The organism is Paenibacillus doosanensis (genome assembly GCF_025060755.1).
GTDB lineage: Bacteria > Bacillota > Bacilli > Paenibacillales > NBRC-103111 > Paenibacillus_S > Paenibacillus_S doosanensis.
On the sequence record NZ_JANYUY010000045.1, the window covers coordinates 18201 to 39507 of the forward strand.

21 protein-coding genes and 1 other RNA gene are annotated in these 21307 nt (G+C 52.5%); 2 read left to right on the top strand and 20 right to left on the bottom strand.

The features are described from left to right. Positions 1-51: 51 nt before the first annotated feature. Complete coding sequence (locus tag N0M98_RS25200; protein WP_249862523.1) at positions 52-1383, bottom strand: PhoH family protein; 1332 nt, start codon at positions 1381-1383, stop codon at positions 52-54. Positions 1384-1487: 104 nt separating this feature from the next. Here N0M98_RS25200 and N0M98_RS25205 point away from each other — a divergent pair, with 104 nt between their 5' ends. Next, on the top strand, positions 1488-2033 hold the full coding sequence (locus N0M98_RS25205) for a YhcN/YlaJ family sporulation lipoprotein (RefSeq protein WP_249862522.1): 546 nt from the start codon (positions 1488-1490) through the stop codon (positions 2031-2033). A 36-nt stretch (positions 2034-2069) separates the two neighbouring features. On the opposite strand, the gene N0M98_RS25210 is transcribed toward N0M98_RS25205, so the two are convergent. The 13 genes from N0M98_RS25210 to N0M98_RS25270 all read right to left on the bottom strand — a co-directional run bounded on the left by N0M98_RS25210 (position 2070) and on the right by N0M98_RS25270 (position 12573). Beyond that, entirely contained in the window at positions 2070-2522 is a 453-nt protein-coding gene (locus N0M98_RS25210; RefSeq protein WP_249862521.1) for a pyridoxamine 5'-phosphate oxidase family protein, read from the bottom strand. A 187-nt stretch (positions 2523-2709) separates the two neighbouring features. Continuing rightward, positions 2710-2982: a hypothetical protein gene (locus N0M98_RS25215; protein ID WP_249862520.1), complete on the bottom strand. Its 273-nt coding sequence runs from the start codon at positions 2980-2982 to the stop codon at positions 2710-2712. Positions 2983-3204: 222 nt separating this feature from the next. After that, a complete protein-coding gene (locus N0M98_RS25220) occupies positions 3205-3642 on the bottom strand; it encodes a hypothetical protein (RefSeq protein ID WP_249862519.1) in 438 nt (145 codons plus the stop codon). Positions 3643-3687: 45 nt separating this feature from the next. Then, complete coding sequence (locus N0M98_RS25225) at positions 3688-3960, bottom strand: YlaH-like family protein (RefSeq protein ID WP_249862518.1); 273 nt, start codon at positions 3958-3960, stop codon at positions 3688-3690. Between the two features lie 73 nt (positions 3961-4033). After that, on the bottom strand, positions 4034-5881 hold the full coding sequence (typA, locus tag N0M98_RS25230) for a translational GTPase TypA (RefSeq protein WP_249862517.1): 1848 nt from the start codon (positions 5879-5881) through the stop codon (positions 4034-4036). Positions 5882-6082: 201 nt separating this feature from the next. Continuing rightward, positions 6083-6751, bottom strand: coding sequence for a TerC family protein (locus N0M98_RS25235; protein ID WP_249862516.1), 669 nt, complete (start codon positions 6749-6751; stop codon positions 6083-6085). A 116-nt stretch (positions 6752-6867) separates the two neighbouring features. Beyond that, entirely contained in the window at positions 6868-8070 is a 1203-nt protein-coding gene (gene thiI / locus N0M98_RS25240) for a tRNA uracil 4-sulfurtransferase ThiI (protein ID WP_259619532.1), read from the bottom strand. Beyond that, complete coding sequence (locus tag N0M98_RS25245; protein ID WP_259619533.1) at positions 8067-9239, bottom strand: cysteine desulfurase family protein; 1173 nt, start codon at positions 9237-9239, stop codon at positions 8067-8069. The genes thiI and N0M98_RS25245 overlap by 4 nt, the downstream gene beginning before the upstream one ends. Positions 9240-9327: 88 nt before the next feature. Beyond that, positions 9328-10023 carry a lytic transglycosylase domain-containing protein gene (locus N0M98_RS25250; protein WP_259619534.1) on the bottom strand — a complete coding sequence of 232 codons (696 nt, stop codon included), beginning with the start codon at positions 10021-10023 and terminating at the stop codon, positions 9328-9330. A gap of 139 nt (positions 10024-10162) precedes the next feature. Then, positions 10163-10582 carry a hypothetical protein gene (locus N0M98_RS25255; protein ID WP_249862512.1) on the bottom strand — a complete coding sequence of 140 codons (420 nt, stop codon included), beginning with the start codon at positions 10580-10582 and terminating at the stop codon, positions 10163-10165. A gap of 33 nt (positions 10583-10615) precedes the next feature. Further along, positions 10616-10819: a DUF1540 domain-containing protein gene (locus N0M98_RS25260; protein ID WP_249862511.1), complete on the bottom strand. Its 204-nt coding sequence runs from the start codon at positions 10817-10819 to the stop codon at positions 10616-10618. A 48-nt stretch (positions 10820-10867) separates the two neighbouring features. Then, positions 10868-11998, bottom strand: a complete 1131-nt coding sequence (locus N0M98_RS25265; RefSeq protein WP_259619535.1) for a glycoside hydrolase family 15 protein — start codon at positions 11996-11998, stop codon at positions 10868-10870. A 74-nt stretch (positions 11999-12072) separates the two neighbouring features. Then, the gene (locus N0M98_RS25270) at positions 12073-12573 is read right to left on the bottom strand and encodes a YpuI family protein (protein ID WP_249862509.1); all 501 of its coding nucleotides are present in this window, start codon (positions 12571-12573) and stop codon (positions 12073-12075) included. Positions 12574-12767: 194 nt separating this feature from the next. Between N0M98_RS25270 and N0M98_RS25275 the strand changes: the two genes are divergently transcribed. Continuing rightward, entirely contained in the window at positions 12768-14675 is a 1908-nt protein-coding gene (locus N0M98_RS25275; protein ID WP_259619536.1) for a S8 family peptidase, read from the top strand. A 290-nt stretch (positions 14676-14965) separates the two neighbouring features. Here N0M98_RS25275 and rnpB read toward each other — a convergent pair. From rnpB to dnaG, 6 genes are all read right to left on the bottom strand, one after another. Beyond that, positions 14966-15375, bottom strand: an RNA gene (rnpB, locus tag N0M98_RS25280) — RNase P RNA component class A. A 91-nt stretch (positions 15376-15466) separates the two neighbouring features. Further along, positions 15467-16582, bottom strand: coding sequence for a Nif3-like dinuclear metal center hexameric protein (locus N0M98_RS25285; protein WP_259619537.1), 1116 nt, complete (start codon positions 16580-16582; stop codon positions 15467-15469). Continuing rightward, positions 16549-17328, bottom strand: coding sequence for a tRNA (adenine(22)-N(1))-methyltransferase (locus tag N0M98_RS25290; protein ID WP_249862506.1), 780 nt, complete (start codon positions 17326-17328; stop codon positions 16549-16551). The genes N0M98_RS25285 and N0M98_RS25290 overlap by 34 nt, the downstream gene beginning before the upstream one ends. 1 nt (position 17329) lies before the next feature. After that, the gene (locus tag N0M98_RS25295; RefSeq protein ID WP_259619538.1) at positions 17330-18160 is read right to left on the bottom strand and encodes a hypothetical protein; all 831 of its coding nucleotides are present in this window, start codon (positions 18158-18160) and stop codon (positions 17330-17332) included. 128 nt (positions 18161-18288) lie between these two features. Beyond that, entirely contained in the window at positions 18289-19407 is a 1119-nt protein-coding gene (gene rpoD / locus N0M98_RS25300) for an RNA polymerase sigma factor RpoD (RefSeq protein WP_249862504.1), read from the bottom strand. Positions 19408-19455: 48 nt separating this feature from the next. Further along, entirely contained in the window at positions 19456-21288 is a 1833-nt protein-coding gene (dnaG, locus tag N0M98_RS25305) for a DNA primase (RefSeq protein WP_249862503.1), read from the bottom strand. Between the last annotated feature and the right edge of the window lie 19 nt (positions 21289-21307).

Here is a 21307-nt window from a genome sequence, read left to right on the forward strand (position 1 = left end):
GAACGGCCGGAATATTCGGCTGCCGCTCCTTGCGTCTTCTTCTTAGCTCGATTACAGTAAATCCGCCGCGAGCTGAGCCAGATGGGAACGCTCCCCGCGCTCCAGCGTAATGTGCCCGCTAATATTTTGGCCCTTGAAACGCTCTACAACGTACGTGAGGCCGTTGCTGGAGGCATCCAGGTACGGATGGTCTATTTGCTCCGGATCGCCCAGCAGAACGATTTTACTGCCTTCTCCGACCCTGGAGACGATCGTCTTGATCTCATGTTTGGATAAGTTCTGCGCTTCATCTATAATAATGAACTGGCCTGGAATCGAACGGCCGCGAATATACGTCAACGCTTCGACTTGAATGCTGCCGAGTCCGGCCAATATTTTATCGATATCCCCCGACTTCTTCGTATCGAACAAAAACTCCAGATTGTCGTAAATCGGCTGCATCCACGGACGCAGCTTCTCTTCCTTCTCGCCCGGCAAATACCCGATATCTTTGCCCATCGGCACGACCGGTCTGGCAATCAGCAGCTTTTTATACTTATGCTCGTCTTCGACCTTCATCAGGCCGGCGGCCAGCGTCAGCAGCGTTTTGCCCGTTCCCGCCTTGCCCGTCAGCGTAACGATCGGAATATCGTCGTTCAGGAGCAGCTCCAGCGCCATCCGCTGCTGCGCATTGCGCGCGCCGATCCCCCAAACCGGATCATTGCTCAAAAACAGCGGCTCCAGCTTCTTTCCTTCGGCATTGACTTTAAGCAGCGCCGACTTGGACGTTCCCATCTCGTCTCTTAGGATGACGAACTCATGCGGGTGCAGCGGGTATGCCAGATTGAGCGAGCTGACGCTCAAGTAACGATACGTGTAAAATTCGTCGATGATGGAAGGATGCGCATGAATGGTCAAATACCCCGTATACATATCGGGCATATTGACGATCCGGTCGGTCAAATAATCCTGCGCGGTCAGCCCCAGCACATCCGCCTTGATCCGGACGAGCGTATCTTTGCTGACGATGATGACGGGCCGCGGATGCGGTTTCTCCTGCTCTTCCAAATGATAGTTTAAAGCGACTGCCAAAATGCGGTTATCGCTGGTCACTTCGGCGAATACTTCCTGAAGCTTGGCAAAGCTCCGATGATTGAGTTCTACCTTCAAGCTGCCGCCGCTGGGAAGGCTGATGCCTTCATACAGCCGTCCCTGAGAACGGAGCCCATCCAGCATGCGCGAAATTTGCCTGGCGTTGCGCCCCAGCTCATCCGCGTTCCGCTTCTTCGTATCAATCTCCTCCAATACGATCGCCGGAATGACCACCTCGTTATCCTCAAAAGCAAATATTGCGTTAGGATCCTGCAACAGCACGTTGGTATCCAATACAAAAATTTTTTCCATTTGAGTCCCTCCCAGATCTGGTGTTTGGTTGCCGTTATACATAGGAAGCAACTAGTAAGGACAAACTAACCAAAGCAATTAAGGGATAGAAAGGACGATCGATAATGAGAGTGTTTGTCTATTGTATTGTGCTGTTGTCCGTATTGGTAGGTTGTAACCAATCACCAAAGAATGGAGCTTCCCCCTCTCCGACGAATGATACGAATCGACAAATTCAAGTGAAGCAAACGGCGCCTCAGAAAAAGGAAATCATCGATTCCCGGGCCGTCTCCGAACGTTTGGAGCAAATCGCCACCAGCATCCCGCAGGTTGAAAGCGCCAATTGCGTCGTTTTCGGAAACACGGCGGTTGTAGGGATCAATTTGCCTCCGGAAATGGACCGTTCCAAGGTTGGAACTATCAAGCTTTCGGTCGCGGAAGCTTTGAAAAAAGATCCTTACGGAGTCGATGCCATCGTTACGGCGGATATGGATTTGTCGCATCGGATCCAAAGGATCAGAGATCATGTGATGAACGGCAAGCCGATCAGCGGATTCGCAACGGAAATGGCGGAGATTATCGGCCGGATTATGCCGCAAATTCCCCGGGACGTAGAGCCTGCCCCGGCTCCCGAAAGTACGGAACCGCAGATGCCGAATGCCAATTTGTAGCGGGATATGTTGAAAAAGCCTAGAATCGACAGCATTCTAGGCTTTTTGCATAGCATCAAAAACTTGCGCGTCCAGCTTCTCGGCGGCGCGTTTGTCATAGGTTTTCTCATATTCGGGCACAACCGAAATACGCGAGCCGTAGAACATCGCGTCACGCACCGCGGTAATGTCCACGTCAAAGCATGCCAGCTTAAGCGGCACATCGGCCAGCGTCTCCGCTACCAAGCGCGCTTTGCCGTAAATGGCATGAACGGAGCCTTCGCCAATGTATGTCACATTAACGAGCGCATGGTTATTAATATTGCTTACGATACGGGAGCGACGATCCACAGCAAAACGGATCGTTCCCGAGTCTTTGGCGTAAATCCAGGAAACAGCGTTCATGCTGGGCGAGCCGGATTCGAAATCCACGGTGCTAAGCAATGCAAAGGCTTCCTTCTGCAAAGCTGCTGCCAATGGCTCCGGCAGTACTGTGATCGTTTCTGCCATGATTACCCCTCCTGCGTCTATTCTTAGAATTTATGCCGTTTGGGTGACACCATTATATCACAGGAATTGCTTGGCAACCACAGGCAGTTGCTGCTAGTGATCGAGATGCGGTTCGGCGCTTCAGCGATGGTCGGACACTCCTTTCGGACGATTTATTTTAGTTTATCGAAAGTGTCCGTCATATATGTCACTGATTGTACTTAGGATTGGAATTAATATCATGCAGCAACTGCTCGGCGTGTTCCTTGTCAAAGAACAGCTTCTTGCTCGTTCCTTGCGCTTCGTAGTCAATATGTATTCTGGTTTCGTCTTCCGATGTCTCAAACCAAGCGATAGCGTGATCTTCGCGCAAAATCTCCTCGAAAAACATCCGCGTATCCTTGGCCGCTCGATCGTCGGGCCGAGCTTCTTCGACTATTTTCATCTGCAGCCAATTAAAGAACGCATCCTCAAGTTTCAAGTTCGTTTTTCCTCCTAGGGCTTTAGAAGTATGGTGAAAAATGCCGACTGCGCATGCGAAAGCATCTTCCGATCGCTCTTGTTCCCGGACTTCTTGAATAGGTAAGCCCTTAAAACGGGTGAAATCCGGGAACAAAGGCGAACGCTTCGCTTCTCCAGATCGCTCTCGCTTGCTTCGTTGACTTTTTCACCGGGCTTTTAGAAATAGGGCGAAAAACACGGTCTACTGAACCAGCAGCATGACGGGCAGCCCCTGCTCATTCCATTTGTTCATCATATGCAGCCACCCGGCGATACGTTCAGCTCCTGTCTCCCCTGCGGCGCGCTTTGCGGCCGTTTGCAGCCAGCCGGACATCTCGGAGGCGGAAGGAAGCCTGTCGATGTAAGCCAAGGCGCAATGCGACAGCGCAAGCCGCTCATCAAAAGCGATCTCCTCTGACGACGAAAGATCGAACGGCAGCTCATCCACGCCGCATGCCAGCTCCGCTTCCTCGCTCAGCAGCAGGTTCGCTTTGAACGGCACGAGCATCCGCGAATGCACCGCTTTGACAAGCGCGAGGAAACGTTCCCGGTCCTGCTCCGGACCCAGCTCGATCCGCTCTCCCGGCATGATCGTACGGTCTGCGCAAAACTCGACCGGCGTTAACCAATAGCTTTTCATACGCCCCTCGCTTTCCCCGCTATACACAGGCTCTGCTTTTTTTCGCTATTCCTGCTTTTTCTCGCGATCTTGAATAAAGTAACGGACTCTCACCAGAAGCATTAAAGCGACCGCTACCGTCAGGCTCGGAATAATCGGCAGCGCTCCCAATTGGAATAACAGCAGCAGACCGGCGCCCAAAGCGAGCATGATGTAAATGACGGCTTCTTTCAATATCGGGAGCCTGCGCGCTTTGAATACTTTATTATACACATAGGAAATCAACACAAAAATGATAATGTAGGTAATGAACGGATGCGCTCTAAACCATTCTGTCACGAGAGACGACCTCCTTCTAAAATTCTACAAAGAAAGCCCTGATTGCTCAGAGCTTTCTTTGCGAGTTATATCATTATGCGTTAGCTTCAGCCATTTTGCGGTGCTTCTCGGCGCGCTCGCGCTCGCTTTTGTTCAAAATCTTTTTGCGCAAACGAATCGATTTCGGCGTAATTTCACAATATTCGTCGTCGTTCAAGTATTCAAGCGCCTGTTCCAACGAATACAAGCGAGGAGTTTTCATTTTGACCGTATCGTCTTTACCAGCGGAACGAATGTTGGTCAACTGCTTTTCTTTGCAAATGTTAACGATGATGTCGGTATCGCGGGTATGCTCCCCGACGATCATGCCTTCGTACACTTCCGTGCCCGGCTCCAAGAACAGAATGCCGCGATCTTCCACGGACAGCATGCCATACATCGTCGACGTTCCGGTTTCGCTCGAAACGAGCACGCCTTCGTGCCGTCCGCCGACGCCCGCGCCGTAATAAGGGCCGTAGCTGTCGAACGCATGGTTCATGATGCCGTAACCGCGCGTCAGCGTCAGGAAGTACGTACGGTAGCCGATCAAGCCGCGCGCCGGAATCAGGAACTCCAGGCGGACGTTGCCGGAACCGTTGTTGACCATATTGACCATCTCCGCTTTGCGCGTTCCGAGGCTCTCCATTACGGCCCCCATGCTCTCTTCGGGAATATCGATGATCAGTCGCTCAAGCGGCTCCATCTTTTGGCCGTCGATGACTTTGATGATCACTTCAGGCTTGGATACTTGCAATTCGAAGCCTTCGCGACGCATATTCTCGATCAAGATGCCGAGATGCAGCTCTCCGCGGCCGGAGACGATAAACGCATCCGGGCTGTCGGTTTCGTCGACGCGCAAGCTGACGTCGGTTTCCAATTCCTTGAACAGACGCTCGCGCAGCTTGCGGGAAGTGACCCACTTGCCTTCGCGGCCTGCGAACGGGCTGTTATTGACAAGGAATGTCATTTGCAGCGTCGGCTCGTCGATTTTGAGCACCGGCAATGCTTCCGGATTAGCCGGATCGGCGATCGTTTCGCCGATGTTGATATCCTTGATGCCGGCAATGGCAACGATGTCGCCCGCGCCGGCTTGCTCCACTTCGATTCGCTTCAAGCCCTGGAAGCCGAACAGCTTCTCGATCCGAGCTTGCTTGGTGACGCCATCGCGGTTGATAACGGCGATCGGCTGCCCTTGCTTCACGACGCCGCGATTCACGCGGCCGATAGCGATGCGGCCCAAGTATTCGTTATAGTCCATCAAGGTGACGAGGAATTGCAGCGGCTCCTCTACACTTTCGGTAGGAGACGGAATATGATTGACGACCGTGTCGTAAATAGCCTGCATGTTGTCATCCTGTTTCGCCGGATCGGATTCCAGACTGGAGGTGCCCATCAACGCCGAAGCGTACACGACCGGGAAGTCCAGTTGATCGTCGTTGGCTCCCAGCTCGATAAACAGGTCAAGCACCTCATCGACAACTTCAGCCGGACGGGCGTTCGGACGGTCGATTTTATTGACGATAACAATAGGTGTCAGGTTTTGTTCCAACGCTTTGCGCAAAACGAATTTCGTCTGCGGCATTGTGCCTTCGAAAGCATCGACGACGAGCAGAACGCCGTCTACCATTTTCATAATCCGTTCGACTTCGCCGCCGAAGTCCGCATGTCCCGGGGTATCCACGATATTGATCAAATAATCCTTATATCGAATTGCCGTGTTTTTGGCCAAAATGGTAATGCCGCGTTCCCGTTCCAGATCGTTGGAGTCCATCGCGCGCTCCTGAACCGCTTCATGCTCGCGGAACGTGCCTGATTGTTGAAGCAGCTTGTCTACCAAAGTCGTTTTGCCGTGATCGACGTGTGCAATAATCGCAATGTTGCGTATTTTATCTCTTGAATGCATGTTTTCCCTTACCTCTCCTTAATTTGACCCTGCCGCATTCGCATTAAAACCGCTGCGGGCCGAGGTCCGTTCACAAAACAAGCGTCGGACATAAGCGCCGACGCTTGACATTTACGTTTATTATACGGCTAATCGGCGCAAAAGGCAAGGTAAAACGATAAGTTTGTAATGCCATTTACAACCTTTTTACTTTTGGATCGATCAGGAATGATGCGGCTTCGGCTTTCCGATGATTTTTTTAATCACCCCAGCGCCGATCACGATGACCGTCGCCGCGATCGGGACGATCCAATGCGGAACGCCGGACAGCAGCAGATGGGATACGGTTTCGTCCTTGACGAACATCTCTCCAGCCGTGTACCCGAGAATCCCCGCGCCCAGAAACACCAGGATCGGAAACTTGTTCAGCAAATTCATAACGAGCGTGCTGCCCCATATGATGATCGGCACGCTGAGGCCGACCCCGAGAATAATGACCGTAAGATCGTTATTCGCTTTGGCGGCGATGGCCAGCACATTGTCAAGACTCATGACGAAATCGGCGACGATAATCGTCCAAACGGCCTTACCGAGCGTGGAAGCTTCTTTGATGTTAGTATGGCTGTCATCGTCAATCAGCAGCTTGATCGCGATCCAGGTCAACAGCAGCGAACCGGCGGCCTGAATATACGGCACCGTCAATATGTACACGGCGATGACGGTCAATACGAGGCGGAGCGCAATGGCGCCGAAGGCTCCCCACCATATTGCCTGCTTCCGTTGGCTTATAGGCAAATTTTTGCTGGCCAGCGCAATGACGACCGCGTTGTCTCCGCTCAGCACGATGTTAATCAACATAATCTGCAAAAAAAGTAAAAACCATTCTAACATGTCTTCCAACCCTCCAAGTTCGCTGTCAACCCGCAATCCGTTTATTAGTTCATACGGAGCCGGCCTCGATATGTTTCAAAATCAACGTATAAATTTCCGCCGACCGCTTGCTTCGATTAGAAATAGTCGGAGAATGCCGCCTGCTTCCCTGCTCCGATCCACACCGTCTGCGTCTCGGTGACCGCCTTGTCGATTTCCTCCTGAAGCCAGTCCATATGACCTTCAATGCTCTCGACGACGCGCAGGTTCGGATTCGTGCTCGGAGAGGGCGGCAGAAACAAGGTGCAGCAATCCTCGTGGGGCTGAATCGAGATCGTAAACGTATCAATCATTTCCGCTACGCGGATAATCTCCTGTTTCTCCATGCAAATCAGCGGCTGGAGAACGGGCAGACCTACCGCGCGCCCGATGACGTTCATGCTGCCGAGCGTTTGGCTCGCCACTTGGCCGAGACTTTCTCCCGTAACGATCGCCGAAGCTTTCTGCTCCTCGGCCAGCTTTTCCGTAATCCGGAACATAGCCCGTCTTAATATAGTAATCAGCAAATTCTGCTTATATGCCTGATGGACACGGGTTTGCAGATTCGTGAAAGGCACGAGATGCAGCTTGATGTCGCCGGCATATTCGGCGAGCTTGCTGACCAGCTCCTTGACCTTCTGCTGCGACTTTTCGCTGGTAAACGGATAGCTGTGAAAATGCACCGCTTCAAGCTTTAATCCCTGCCTCAAGGCCAAATAGCCCGCTACAGGGCTGTCGATGCCGCCGCTTAGCATCAGCATCGCCTTGCCGTTGGTGCCGAGCGGGAATCCGCCGACACCCTGGATAACCCGGGAATAGATAAGCGCGCGCTGCTCGCGGAGTTCGATCTTCAGTTCCGCCGCCGGCGCGTTCACATCGACCTTCAGCTCCGGCATCGCTCTCAGTACCGCTCCCCCGATCCGCTTGTTCATCTCCTGCGAATCGTACGGAAAACGTTTATTGACCCGCCGCACCGTCACTTTAAACGTCGCCGGAGCCTCGTCCAGACTGCCCATCGCCGCCAAAGCGGCAGCTTCGATCGCTTCAAGCTCCAGCGGCGCGGAATAAACCGGGCTGAATGAAGCCAGGCCGAGAATATTGCGGAGCCGCTGCTCGATGTCCGCGTAAGACTCGCCGTTCAGTTCCACATACACTCTGCCGAAGTCTCTGACAAAGGTCAGCTTCTCATAAGGCCGCATGGCCCGCCTGATTTGCTCGTATACAGCCTTCTCGAATCGGTGCCGATTTTTTCCTTTTAATGTAAGCTCTCCGAGCCGGAGAACAATGACATCCGGTTTCATAATGACCTCCGTCTTTGCTGCGTCTTCATAGCCGGCTTCAATTGCTCTACAACTTGTCCGAGCGCCGAGCACAGCCGCTTCGCATCATCCATCGTCTGATCCAGCGAGTAGCTGATGCGGATTCCGTTAGCGGCCGTTTGACCGTCATACCCCATCCCGAGAAGCACTCGGCTCGGCAAACTCGCTCCCGAAGAGCAGGCCGACCGGGTCGATACATAAATATCATGCTGTTCTAAAGCATGAACAATAACTTCGGACTTCATACCGGGGAACGTGAAGTGAACGATGTGCGGCGCCATATCCTCCGCCCGCTTCGATCCGGTCAGCGACAGCTCCGGGATAGCCCGTATGCCGCTGACGATGCGCTCGCGCAGCAGGGCGGTATGCCTGGCAAAATCAGCGCGGCGTTCGCAAGCGATCCGCACCGCCTTCGCCATGCCGACGATTGCCGGCACGTTCTCGGTTCCCGAGCGCAAGCCGCTCTCCTGGCCGCCGCCGACAATTTGCGGCTGCAGCTCCAAGCCGTGGCGGCAGTATAGAAAGCCGATTCCCTTCGGCCCGCGGAGCTTGTGAGCGGAGCAGGAGAACAAGTCGATCCGCTGCGCGGCGGGATCGATGGGAAGCTTCCCGACGGCTTGCACCGCATCGACATGAAACAGCACTTTGGGATGCCGCTTCAGCATCGCCCCGATCTCGCCGATCGGCTGCAGCCGCCCCATCTCGTTATTAACGGCCATGACGCTCACTAGAACGGTATCGTCCGACAGCGCCTTCTCAAGCTCCTCCAGCTTTACGCAGCCGGTCTCGTCCACGGGCAAATACGTAACCCGGAAGCCCCTGCGTTCCAATTGTCTGAACGTTTCGTATACGGAAGCATGCTCGATCGCGGTCGTAATCAAATGGCTGCCTCTGTGGCGGAATTGTTCAGCCGCTCCTACGATCGCCAAATTGTTGCTCTCCGTCCCTCCCGAAGTGAACCGTATTTCGTCCGGGCGCACGTTCAGACAGCCCGCAATGACCGTCCGTGCTTGCCGAAGCAATTGTTCGGCCTGAATTCCGATACGATGCAGGGAAGACGGGTTGCCGAAATGCTTCTTCATCACTTCGGCCATCGTATCCGCTACCTCGTCATAAGGAGGCGTCGTAGCCGCATAATCCAAATACAGCATGCTGATAACCTCCCAATGTTCATAAAAATAAGACCTAGCTTGCGCCCCGTTTCAAAGGACGCTTAAGGTAGGTCTTTGTTATGCTGCGTTAAGCTTCGTAATTACGCTGCAATCTAAGCACCTTGCTCACGTAACCTTGCGTCTCGCCGGGCAGCAGATGCATCTTCGACATCAACTCTTGATCGCTCGTTATCCCTAAACGGTCGATTCGTCCCGGGCCTGCATTATAAGCCGCCAACGCTACGCCGCTGTTCCCGTTATACTTGCGCAGCAAATCGGATAAATAGCGGGTGCCGCCTTGAATGTTTTGTTCGGGATCGAACGGATTGCTAACGCCCAGTCCTTGGCTCGTTCCATCCATCAGCTGCATTAATCCTTTGGCTCCGGCGCGTGAAACCGCTTGTGAGTTAAACGAAGATTCCGCATCGATGACCGCCTTGACCAAGCTCGGCTGAACGCCGTGATTGCGGCTTGCCGCTTCGATAATCGGTTCCAGCTCTCCAGCCGATTGCGCCGCCTTCATCTGCGGAGCCGCAGCAGCGTACGCGAACGATGGATTGAAGCTTGCCGGCTTAAGGGAAGTTCTTACGCTTGCTCCCGCCGCAAAGCCCGGCTCTGCCGTCTGCGTGTCCAATCCTTGGGAAGTAAGCAAGGAATTAAGCAAATCGGCGAAATCGGAATTATCGTCGCTTTCCGCAGCCGAATCGCCTGAAGACAGCAGACTCATTTTGCCCAGCAACTGCAATTGGAGAAGATCTTTTAAAGTTCTTGGATCAATGTTCATAGAAAGATGACTCCCTGATCAAAGTTTCAAAACTTATTGTACACTGTTTTGGGCTCGTCATCCAGTTCTTTTTGTCTTTTCCTGCCGAAAAAAAAGGAAGACAGGCCCAGAGAGCCTGCTTCCGCTGTACGGAAAATCGTTATGAATACGCCGGGGCCAGTAAAAAATAGCTTGCCATAGAAACAAGTCCAAGAGCGATCGACCATACCCCCATAGCTTTCCGCCCCTGATTATACGAGAAGAATCCGAGTACCGCGGCGGCCCCGCCGAACAGCGCCGGGAACATGAACAAGGAAAGCACGCCTAATGTTAAGGCGGAATATCCGAGCCATCGGCTTTGTTCTTGCGACTCTTCCTTCTCTCGGGCAGCATCGCGGCGGCTTCCGACCTCGACAAGCTCAACAGGCGCCTGTACAGGGGCTCCGAACGGAGCCGTAAGCTCGGCGGCATATTCCTCCGAATGTTTTGCGGCGGCCTGCTTGTGCACAACTTTCATGGAGCTCTGAGGACGGGCGGAACGGTTTTTCTTGTCCCTGCTTCTGCTGTTATGACCTGCCATACGGCATACCTCCCTCATGCAGCTGATAGCCGCTTATTTCTTCGGCTTGAACGTGTGACAACAGGTGCTGCGCACATCTGCCGCCTTGTCCTGATGGCCTTGGAAATCTTCAGCGAACTCGGAGCTGAAATCGGCATGGGCATGCTCGTCGACCTCGATCATAATCGAGTTGGCCGCACAGTTGTTTCCTTCCGCCCAAAACGTACAGTTGGATACACTGCATTTGACATCTGGCATGTTTATCACCCCTTACTTAGGAGTGCCCGGCAGAGGGGGGATGCTATACTAACGGTACAGCTGGGAATATAGCACAAGGTACATGGCGTGCGACCAAAGCAGCGGACTGGCAGGCGGTCCCCATCGGTTCACCCATCCCTCGTATGTGTCCATGGAAAGAAGCGCATTCGGCACCTGCTCCGGAAGCCTTCCGAGTTCATCCGCTTGCCGGGCGATCCACGCCAGTGCGGCTTCCGCTTCGTCGCGGCGGTTAAGCTCGGTCTCAATCCACCCTAACCACGCCGTCAGCAGAATCCATTCCCCGCCTCCGTAATACTCGTCGCCTGGAAAACGCCGGACACCGCCCTGAGGCGTGCGCAGATCCGTCCTGATTTTTTGGATCGTCGCCGCCATCACCGGATCATCCGCGGCAAATACGCCAAATGGACGGCACAGCCACATCAAGCTCGCATCCACTCCGTCATGAACGAATTCATACCTATCTTCGCCGGGTACGGGGCGCAAACTTTTCACAATATGGCCGCTTTCGGGATGTACGCAGCGTTCCAATAGAAACTGGCGAATATTATGTATCGTCTCAGTAATTCCGGGAATCTCCAGATAAGGCTCGATAGCGCTCAAACCGCCGTAAATGCAAGCCAGCGTCGAAGGATGCACCTGATCGTTGCGCTCTTCCCAGCAGTCGAAATTCGGCAGCTTCCAAAAAGCGCATAAGTACCGGACCGTCAGCTCTGCGCTGACCTTGTAGGTGTCGGGAAGGGCCGACGCCCCCGCAGCCCGTAAATGCTCGGCAAGCCCCCACAGCCACGTTCCGTAACCGTCAAGCTGGAAATGCCCCCATTCCGAATTCTTGTCATCGCGGCCGTCCAAATGATAGCGGGTATGCAGAAATTCATGCTCCCCTATCGCTTCTCCGCGGACATGACGCTGCAGCAGCTGCTCGATGTGGTCTTTCTGCCGCGCGACGACGCGGTTTACCCATCCGTGGAACAGCTCCGAGCTTGCGGTCTCACCAGCCGTATCCATGGCGTTTGCGATAAAGCTGCCGTCGCGAAGCCAGCTGAAGCCGTAATGAACGAATAACGGGCAAGCGATATAACCGCCCGAAGAATGCTGATTATACCGAATAATCTGCTTGCTGATTTCGGCGAGCTCATGGATCGTTAGCTTATTGGTCATGGAACCGACTCCCCTCTAAACAAAAAGAGATGCGTTTGCAGCATCTCTAGTAAGTATTTTCCAATTCGCTTGTTTTATACCCGTTCGCCCTGCATCCGCTTTTGCGTAATGTAGTCGGTCTCGTAGTAAGCCAAATCTTCGCGCAGCGTTTCGAATATTTTCGAAAGCTCGATCGTCAAATCGCGCACCGCGCGGGTCGGTTTTTTGCGGAAGCGGATCGCATCTTGTCCCGTATAAGCATAGCGTCCGTCCTCGGAATAGCATTCGTTCTTCGGATAGAAGAAGTTATTGACGCAGCTGTGATACACTTCGTAAAGCACCTTCTCCGCATATTCCACGTTAAAGGTCGGACGGCGCAAGCTCACGCCCAGCTTCTCGTATGCGACTTCGCTGAATACCAACAAATGTCTTATGTCGGACAAATAGCCTTTATAAAATTCCTCCATCGTGGAATCCATCTCAGAATTCAGCTGCTGCAGGGAATGTTCGTTCAAGAACGTTTCCATTTTAGCGATCGCATCGCTTAGTTTGGATTTCGTAGTTTCACATACATTTTTAACATTAAAATTCGCCATAATCACAAGACCTCCTGTATTTAAAACAAAACATTTGGTTGAATAAACGACTTTCTTTCTCCATCCTACCACAAATTGTAGTTAAAAGTAATATGGAAAATGACTTAACATGAGCTAAGGGGAAGATTTCCGGTTGTAAGAACAATACCCCGCGGAGACTCTAACGATAAACCTATAAAAAAGGAGTCAGTCCGATGTGGAAATATGCATTATCTTTCGCTCTGCTCATTGCTTTCGGCGCGCTTCTTTTTCCCCGCAATGAAGGTGCGCCGCGCATCGCCAGCCTTTCCCCCGAGGAGGAGCTGAAGGTCAAGCAGGCTACCTTGTCGCAGGATATGAAGCTGACCGACGACTTATGCCGCACGCAGTGCAGCCTGGAGCTGCGGAGAGTGCTTAACGTAAGCGAAGGAGCGCCGTTAGAGAAAAAACAACAGGAGCTCGTTGCTTTGCAGCAGCAGCATCCGCACATGGAGCAGCTTATTTGGACCCAGCGTTCCCAAACTGTCGATAAAGGCATCCAAGCCGGAAGCCTCCCCGATGCCCTGCGTACTATGACGGAACCGAAGCTCCGGGAAGCAAAGCAAAAAACGGACCGGGGCGAGAGCTATCAATCCCTTCCCTTCCAATTTGACGGAGATACGTATTTCGTGTTAGGGGTGCCGTCAAACAGCTCGGAAACCGCGCTGCTGGGCGTTGTCAAACAAAGCATTCTCAAACATGTGGAAAATCATCAGCTGAAAAACCTGCGCATCGTGACGTATCCGGCTGACAATCATTATAAAATCGAGTCCGTCGATTCCCGTACGCTGCGCGATGTGAAAGTCCGTCATCCCGAAGAAAACGAAGGTACCAGCCATTATCACGTCAATCAGGTCGTCGTCAGATTCAACCAGGAGCCGACACAGGCCGATTTAGCCAAAATCGATTCCGAAATCGGCACTTCCCATTATCGGAAAATCGGCTACACCTATATATTCGAATCGAAGCAGATGGAAGCCAAACAATTGATGAATTACTTCAAGAAATGGAACGTCGCTTATGCGGAGCCGCATTTTCTGTATTTAACCAATAGCGAAGCGGTCGATTCCGCCGTGAACGCCGATACCGCGCGGAAGGAAGCGCAAATATCGGACGAGCTCAAGCCTAACGATACGCTGTACCAGCGTTACCAGTGGAATTTGCCGAATATCGAAACGGAGCAAGGCTGGACGATTTCCAAAGGCTCCGATCAAATCAAGGTCGCCATCGTCGATACCGGCGTCGATATCAATCATCCCGATCTCAAAGACCAGTTGATCAGCGGGTACAATGTCGTCAATACGGACGCGGCGCCGCTGGACGACGTCGGCCACGGCACGCATGTCGCCGGAGTCATCGGAGCCGTAGTCAACAACAATATCGGAGTCGCCGGCATGAGCTGGTACAACCGGATTATGCCGGTCAAAGTGCTTGATCAAAGCGGCGCAGGCAGCACCTATTCCGTCGCGCAAGGCATCATATGGGCCACCGATCACGGCGCCAAGGTCATCAATATGAGTCTGGGCAACTATGCCGACGCCAATTTCCTGCATGACGCCATCAAGTACGCCTATGACCACGACGTCGTCCTGATCGCGGCCAGCGGCAACGACAATACCGAGACGCCAGGATATCCGGCCGCTTATCCGGAGGTGTTCGCCGTGGCGGCCACCGATTCCAACAAGAACAAAGCTTCCTTCTCCAATTACGGAGACTATGTCGATGCAGCCGCTCCCGGCGTAAGCATTGCCAGTACGTATCCGCATAATCAATACGCGGCGCTGTCCGGCACCTCAATGGCGAGCCCGCATGTTACGGCGCTTGCGGCGCTGATCCGCTCGGTCAATCCGGACTTGAAAAATACGGAAGTGATGCAAATTATGCGAGAGACGGCACAAGATATCGGACCGAAAGGAAAAGATAAGTATTACGGACACGGCTTGATCGACGTCGTAGCGGCTTTAAAAAGGGCCGAAGCGACCAAAAACCCGCAATCGATGCAAAGTCCGCAGCAGCAGCCCGAACCCGTATCTACGCTGCCGGAATGGACGCAGCGCTTGCTTGATCGTCTGTGGGGAAGATAATCCCTCCTAACAGAACAAATCCCCCAAAAGCCATCCATGCCGCCGACGCGGCACCACAGACAATGGAAATGGGGTACCAAGAGTAATTTCCAGGGTAGTGACGTGATGCTCTGAGGCTTATTCCGTCCGCATCCAGCTTCAGCTGGATCGGCGTCTAACCCTTCCTCTGGGATCGTTCTATGGTTAGACATTACTTTCGGGGGAGCCCCTTTGGATATACACAGGAAATTTGCTGCGCATCATTTCCTAACAGCACAAAAACCGCCTTCGCAGGCGGTTTTTCTCGGTTCCAGGAAAGCTTGCCGTAAGCCGGGTTCTGTACTTCCAGTGGTCGTAACGGGTACCACCCTCCCACCGTTGAAGCGACAATCATCTATCTAGGCCGGACATTGCTGCCCGGCTCAAGCGACCAACCCGAACGCGTCCCGGGCTAGGACTCATCTCCCGAAGAGATTTGCGTTCCACTAGGTCTTGCTCCAAATGGGGTTTACCAGGACATATGTCACCATATCTCCTCGTGGTCTCTTACACCACGGTTCCACCCTTACCTGTGCGAAGGACCGAAGTCCTCGCCATCGGCGGTCCATTTCTGTGGCACTAGCCTTCAGCTCGCGCTGACTGGACGTTATCCAGCATCCTGCCCTACGGAGCCCGGACTTTCCTCTCGTGATTTCTCACCAGCGATTGTCTGTCAAGCTTTCCTGATGTGCATTTGCTAGTATACAGCGAATCGCCGTAAAAAACAACCGTTTCGTTATTTCCAATGAAGCCATTTTTCGAACCTTTGCCATTTACACGAACTGAAACGGCTCCGTATCGATCTGCGAGGCGAATACCGCCGTATCCGATTTTTTCTCCTGCAGTCTGCGCTGCAAGTAACCGGCTACGCCCTGCTTCATAATTTTCTCGACATTATGCCCGGGATCTATCAATGCCATCCCTGCCGCGAGCGCATCGTGAGCGGTATGATAATCGATATCGCCGGTAATCAGCACGTCGGCCCCGGCAAACTGTGCGTGACGCACGTAACGGCTGCCCGAGCCGCCGAGCACCGCGATTTTGCGCACTTCCTTGTCCGGGGAGCCTACCAGCCTCACTGCTGGCACGTCATAAGCCTGTTTGACCTGCTCGCACAGCTGGCGCAGCGTAACGGCCGTCTCCAGCTTGCCGACGCGGCCCAGGCCGAAGGTGCGGCCCTTCAGATCGAGCTGATACAGGTCATAGGCTACTTCCTCGTACGGATGGGCCTTCAGCATCGCCTGGATCGCTTTTCGCTCGATGCTCTGCGGAATGATGGTCTCAAGTCGCACTTCCTTGACCTGCTCCAGCTTCCCCTGCTTGCCGATGAACGGCTCGCTGCCTTCCTCCGGCACGAAAGTGCCGGTCCCTTCGATATTGAAGCTGCAATGGCTGTATTGGCCGATCCAGCCCGCTCCCGCCTGAAATAACGCCTGGCGCACCCGCTCCAGATGATCTTCGGGAATAAAAACGACGAGCTTCTTTAGCTTGTCGGTATGAATATCCTCAAGAGGCGACAGCCCGGTCAGCCCCAGCGCTTCGGCCATCAGATCGTTGACGCCGCCTTCGGCCACGTCGAGATTCGTATGGGCGATATACACCGCAATATCGTTCTTGATTAATTTCTCGTACAAGCGGCCTGCGGGAGAATCCGTCTGCAGATGGGCAAGGGGCCGGAAAATAATCGCATGGTGCGCGATGATCAAATTCGCCTGCAGACGAATCGCTTCCTCGACGACTTCATCCGTAACGTCCAAAGCGATCAGCACGCCGGTAATTTCCTTATTCAGCGTGCCGAGCTGAAGACCGATTTTATCGTCAGGTACGGCATAATGCTTTGGAGCAAGCTCCTCCATCAGTTGGATGACGTTTTGTCCTTTTGCAAACATGTGAGTACCTCCTTAATCCGTTTCTTCTCCAGCTCAAGCTCCCGCTCCTTAAGACGAGCTTCCGGCTGGGACGACAGCGCAAGCTGCCGTTCAATCATCTCCAGCTTCGCTATTTCCAGCTCCCATTTGCGGAACCATACTTCGTCTTGAGCTTGCAGCAAGTAAGGCCCCATTTTGAGCAAAAGCTCGCGGCCGATTTCAAGCCCGCCGTTCGGCCCGTTTAGGAGCCGCGGCGCATATAAACGATCATTGGAAGCTTCTGCCGGCTGTGCCGATGCCGCGACCAAGATTTCGTAAATTTTCCCGTCTTCCTCCAATATCAGTTCCTTCAGCAGCGTCCATTCATGCGCGAGCAGCCAGCTGCGCACGTTCTCTTCTCCGACATTCGGTTGAAGCACCAGCAGCTTTACGCCCGCCAGCTTTGCCTGTCCCGCCTCCAAAATGGCGGAGATCAAGGCGCCTCCCATCCCGGCGATCGTAATGACGTCCGCTTCTCCCGGCGCGATAACGGCCAGCCCGTCTCCCAGACGCACGTCGACCGTGCGCTCCAATCCGGCTTCGCGGATCTGCTTCGACGCCGCCTGGAACGGCCCGCGATTGACTTCCCCCGCAATGCCCTTGACGATTCGCCCCTGCTGCGCCAAATAGGCCGGGAGCAGTGCATGATCCGAACCGATATCGGCAAGTCTGCTTCCCGCCGGAACTTGCTCGGCTATCCACTCAAGCCGTTTCGACAATTTCAACATGTTAAGCAACCCACTCTATCCATTTTTTTCTGAAACCAAATAAAATGCCCGCTTCAAAAAAGATTTTACCTACGAGCGCCAATTGAACGATTTGTTCTCCATATAGTTCGGCATACAGCATACCATACAATTCCGGCATAAACCAAACGATACAGCTCAGCATCAAGAATACGGTGCCGATCTGCTTGCTCCTTTCGTGAAGCATCCAGCCGAGCCAGCCAAACAATATGCTAAGAGGCACCCAGCTCAGCTCCAGCGTCGCCCAATTCAGCGAGTCGAGCTGATAATGCAGAAGCCAGCCGTAGCAAAATACGAGTACGACCCAGCCGCTTAATTGAAACAGCATGAACCTTGCCATAAGCCCCGTGAGCAGCCATACGAGACTGCATAGAACGACATAGCTGACGACGATCACAGGTGCGTGAATTTGATGCAGCTTGAGCATAAACACGCCTATAAACAGCAAAAACAGCGAGGCCATTCCGAACAATATTTGCGCCCTTACAGGCTCCTTGGATCTTTGCAAGCTGCCGATCGCATAACAAAGAAATAAGAACAATAAAGAAACGGCGATTTGCATTGGTAAATCAAAAGCGGTAAAATTAAGAGCAGCTAAAGAAATAGCGGCCAAAATCCCGACGAACAGTACCCATATCTTCCAATTACTGTTTCTGATCGTATCGGTCGAAATGCCAAGAAATCCTCCGGACGGTTTCCCGGAACCTTCCTCCAAATATAAGTTTAGCAAAAAATCGCAATAATGTTCCGGCAGCAGCTTGCTTTTACGCCACTGCTCGATTTCCCGGATAATGATCTTACGTCTATCATCCATTTGTTCTTGTTCACCTCTTACTGAATCGATATCCTATTCGTCTTACCTGTTTTTATTTATCGGTTGAGGTGAAACAAAAAATTAGACCTGACTGCAGCGGGTGCAGAAAGGTCGATAAGGGCAAAGCTTTATTCAAGAAAATCCTTTAATCGTTTGCTGCGGCTCGGATGTCTCAGTTTACGCAGTGCTTTGGCTTCGATCTGACGAATCCGTTCACGCGTGACGCCGAACACCTTGCCTACTTCCTCCAAGGTGCGGGTACGCCCGTCATCCAATCCGAAGCGCAGGCGAAGTACGTTTTCCTCCCGCTCGGTCAGCGTGTCGAGAACGTCTTCCAGCTGTTCCTTGAGCAGTTCGTAAGCCGCTGCGTCCGCAGGAGCAAGAGCTTCCTGATCCTCGATGAAATCACCCAGATGCGAATCGTCTTCTTCTCCGATCGGAGTTTCCAATGATACGGGCTCCTGCGCGATTTTCATAATTTCACGAACTTTATCCGTGCTAAGATCCATTTCCTTGGCGATTTCTTCCGGCATCGGCTCGCGGCCGAGCTCTTGAAGAAGCTGTCTTGAGACGCGAATCAGCTTATTAATCGTTTCCACCATATGTACCGGAATCCGGATCGTTCTTGCTTGGTCCGCAATCGCCCGGGTAATGGCTTGACGAATCCACCAGGTCGCGTACGTACTGAATTTATAACCTTTCGTATGGTCGAATTTTTCGACCGCTTTGATCAGACCCATATTGCCTTCCTGAATCAAATCAAGGAAGAGCATGCCGCGGCCTACATAACGCTTGGCGATACTTACGACAAGCCGCAGGTTTGCTTCCGCAAGCCGGCGCTTCGCTTCCTCGTCGCCAAGCTCGATCCGTTTCGCCAAATCCACCTCATCCTCAGCGGATAACAGCGGGACTCGACCGATTTCTTTCAAATACATGCGTACCGGATCGTTGATTTTAATGCCCGGAGGCAGCGACAAATCGTCGTCAAAATGAAAATCGTCATGCTCCTGATCCATCCGGCCGAGTTCATGCTCTTCGTCCGATTCGTTGCCTACATCGATTCCAAGCTCGGAGAGCTGTTCGAAAAACTCGTCGATTTGCTCAGGATCCTGGTCGAAAGGAGCCAGTTTCTCCATAATATCTTTGTAGGTTAAAGAGGAACGCTTCTTGCCCTGCTCAATTAGCTGCTCCTTGACTTGCTCTAACGTCAACTCTGTCTCTATCTCCGTGCGTTGATCGTTCGCCATAATCCAACTCCCTCCTCCCTAGAGTCATCTTCCTGCTTGCTGGAAGCTTCAAGATGATTTCAACTGCTTTTCTAGGGAAATAATCTCAATGCCTATTTGTGCGGCCCGTGTAATATCCCCTGAACGTTCTGCGCGAATCATTTCTTCTCTTTTTCGCTCGATTAGCTGCTGCTGCGGGTATTTTTTTATCTCCCGGATGTAATCGTCAATGACCTGATCGTTGACCCCGTGTGAATTGCCCATCATCGCTAAGGAACTTGCCAAACTTTCCAGGTCCGCTTCTTGAAGCATAGCCATAAAGCTGCTCGGATTCGGTTCGAATCCTTGTGCGTAATAAGCATACAAATAAGCAGCCAATGCCGCATGAGCATCAACGTTAAACTGATCCCCCAGCTCCCGCTCTACGTAATGCGCCACTTCACGGTCATACATCATGATGGCCAAGAGCTGACGCTCCGCATTATGATAAGCACGATATAAGGAAGGACTCCGTTCCCGAGGTGTTCCGTCATTCATAACATTATTCCACGCTTTGTCTTTATTATCCCCGAACTTGTTGTTTTTTTCCGCTTGGAGTCTAATTTCGTTCAAGGTTTGCAGCGCCGATTCGTAAGAATAAGGAAATTCGGTTACAAGATCTCTAACGTAATGCTCTCTTTCAATAGGCGAAGGAATATCGGCAATGATTTTGAGCGCTTGTTGAATGTAACGAAGCTTCTCGCCATCCTCCTGCAGTTTATAATTTTTGCGAAAATAAAGAAGTTTATATTTGATCGACGGTACGGCAGCTTCAATCACTTCCCGTACAAATCGTTCAGAACCTTGACTTGTAATATATTCGTCGGGATCTTTCCCGCCGGGGATCATCGCTATTTGAACCTGAACGCCCGCTTTTTCGAGAATCGGAATGCTTTTGTATGCCGCATTCTGCCCAGCGGAATCCCCGTCATAAGCAACGACGACCTGATCGGCCTGTTTGCGTATGACATCCGCATGTTCATCGGTGAGCGCGGTTCCCATCGTAGCGACCCCGTTCGTAATGCCGCTTTCCCAAGCTTTAATCACATCGACATAGCCTTCGAACAACACCAGCTTACGCAGCTTTCGAATGGCCGGCCTTGCCAGATGCATATTATAAAGGCTCCGGCTTTTGTGAAACAATATCGACTCGGGACTGTTCAAATATTTGGGCTGCACGTCCCCCATCGCCCTTCCGCCAAAAGCGATGAGCTGTCCTTTCCAATCATGGATCGGAAACAGAATCCGGTCGCGAAATTTATCGAAGTAGCCTTGACCGTCCTGTCTTGACGAGATCAAACCGCCCTTTTCCATCAGAGGCAGCGGAAATTGACGTCTTTCAAGCAGTTGAGCCAGCGTATCCCACTGGGGGGGAGCATAGCCGATGCCGAACGTTTCTATCACCTTGTCGTTCAAGCCCCGCGACCGCAAATACTGCATCGCCTGCTTGCCTTGCTCGGTATTTTTCAAAATATACTGATACAGCTTACCGGCAAGCTCGTAGGCTTCGAGCAGCTTCGTCTTCTCCGGATTTTGCTGAACATGGCCGTCCGCTTGCGCGTAAGTGCCGATATCCAGATTGGCTTCTTTGGCCAAGCCGCTGATCGCTTCCGTAAACGTATAGCCTTCGATCGCCATCAAAAACTGAATGACGCCGCCGCCTGCGCCGCAGCCGAAGCAGTGATAAATTTGCTTTTCAGGTGTGACGGTGAACGACGGCGATTTCTCCGAATGAAAAGGACACAGTCCCTTCATATAGTGGCCTTGTTTGCTCAAATGCACGTACCGGCCGACTACATCCACAATATCATGATGCTTCAAAACGGCCTCAATGACTTCTTGCGGGATGCGTCCGTTACTCATCCTATCCACCTTCAATCAA

What these genes read in the sequence shown, in the direction of transcription:
- N0M98_RS25200 (WP_249862523.1), bottom strand. Translation starts at nt 1,383, where the DNA reads ATGGAAAAAATTTTTGTATTGGATACCAACGTGCTGTTGCAGGATCCT.
- N0M98_RS25205 (WP_249862522.1), top strand. Translation starts at nt 1,488, where the DNA reads ATGAGAGTGTTTGTCTATTGTATTGTGCTGTTGTCCGTATTGGTAGGT.
- N0M98_RS25210 (WP_249862521.1), bottom strand. Translation starts at nt 2,522, where the DNA reads ATGGCAGAAACGATCACAGTACTGCCGGAGCCATTGGCAGCAGCTTTG.
- N0M98_RS25220 (WP_249862519.1), bottom strand. Translation starts at nt 3,642, where the DNA reads ATGAAAAGCTATTGGTTAACGCCGGTCGAGTTTTGCGCAGACCGTACG.
- typA (WP_249862517.1), bottom strand. Translation starts at nt 5,881, where the DNA reads ATGCATTCAAGAGATAAAATACGCAACATTGCGATTATTGCACACGTC.
- N0M98_RS25235 (WP_249862516.1), bottom strand. Translation starts at nt 6,751, where the DNA reads ATGTTAGAATGGTTTTTACTTTTTTTGCAGATTATGTTGATTAACATC.
- thiI (WP_259619532.1), bottom strand. Translation starts at nt 8,070, where the DNA reads ATGAAACCGGATGTCATTGTTCTCCGGCTCGGAGAGCTTACATTAAAA.
- N0M98_RS25245 (WP_259619533.1), bottom strand. Translation starts at nt 9,239, where the DNA reads ATGCTGTATTTGGATTATGCGGCTACGACGCCTCCTTATGACGAGGTA.
- N0M98_RS25250 (WP_259619534.1), bottom strand. Translation starts at nt 10,023, where the DNA reads ATGAACATTGATCCAAGAACTTTAAAAGATCTTCTCCAATTGCAGTTG.
- N0M98_RS25255 (WP_249862512.1), bottom strand. Translation starts at nt 10,582, where the DNA reads ATGGCAGGTCATAACAGCAGAAGCAGGGACAAGAAAAACCGTTCCGCC.
- N0M98_RS25260 (WP_249862511.1), bottom strand. Translation starts at nt 10,819, where the DNA reads ATGCCAGATGTCAAATGCAGTGTATCCAACTGTACGTTTTGGGCGGAA.
- N0M98_RS25265 (WP_259619535.1), bottom strand. Translation starts at nt 11,998, where the DNA reads ATGACCAATAAGCTAACGATCCATGAGCTCGCCGAAATCAGCAAGCAG.
- N0M98_RS25270 (WP_249862509.1), bottom strand. Translation starts at nt 12,573, where the DNA reads ATGGCGAATTTTAATGTTAAAAATGTATGTGAAACTACGAAATCCAAA.
- N0M98_RS25275 (WP_259619536.1), top strand. Translation starts at nt 12,768, where the DNA reads ATGTGGAAATATGCATTATCTTTCGCTCTGCTCATTGCTTTCGGCGCG.
- N0M98_RS25285 (WP_259619537.1), bottom strand. Translation starts at nt 16,582, where the DNA reads ATGTTTGCAAAAGGACAAAACGTCATCCAACTGATGGAGGAGCTTGCT.
- N0M98_RS25290 (WP_249862506.1), bottom strand. Translation starts at nt 17,328, where the DNA reads ATGTTGAAATTGTCGAAACGGCTTGAGTGGATAGCCGAGCAAGTTCCG.
- N0M98_RS25295 (WP_259619538.1), bottom strand. Translation starts at nt 18,160, where the DNA reads ATGGATGATAGACGTAAGATCATTATCCGGGAAATCGAGCAGTGGCGT.
- rpoD (WP_249862504.1), bottom strand. Translation starts at nt 19,407, where the DNA reads ATGGCGAACGATCAACGCACGGAGATAGAGACAGAGTTGACGTTAGAG.
- dnaG (WP_249862503.1), bottom strand. Translation starts at nt 21,288, where the DNA reads ATGAGTAACGGACGCATCCCGCAAGAAGTCATTGAGGCCGTTTTGAAG.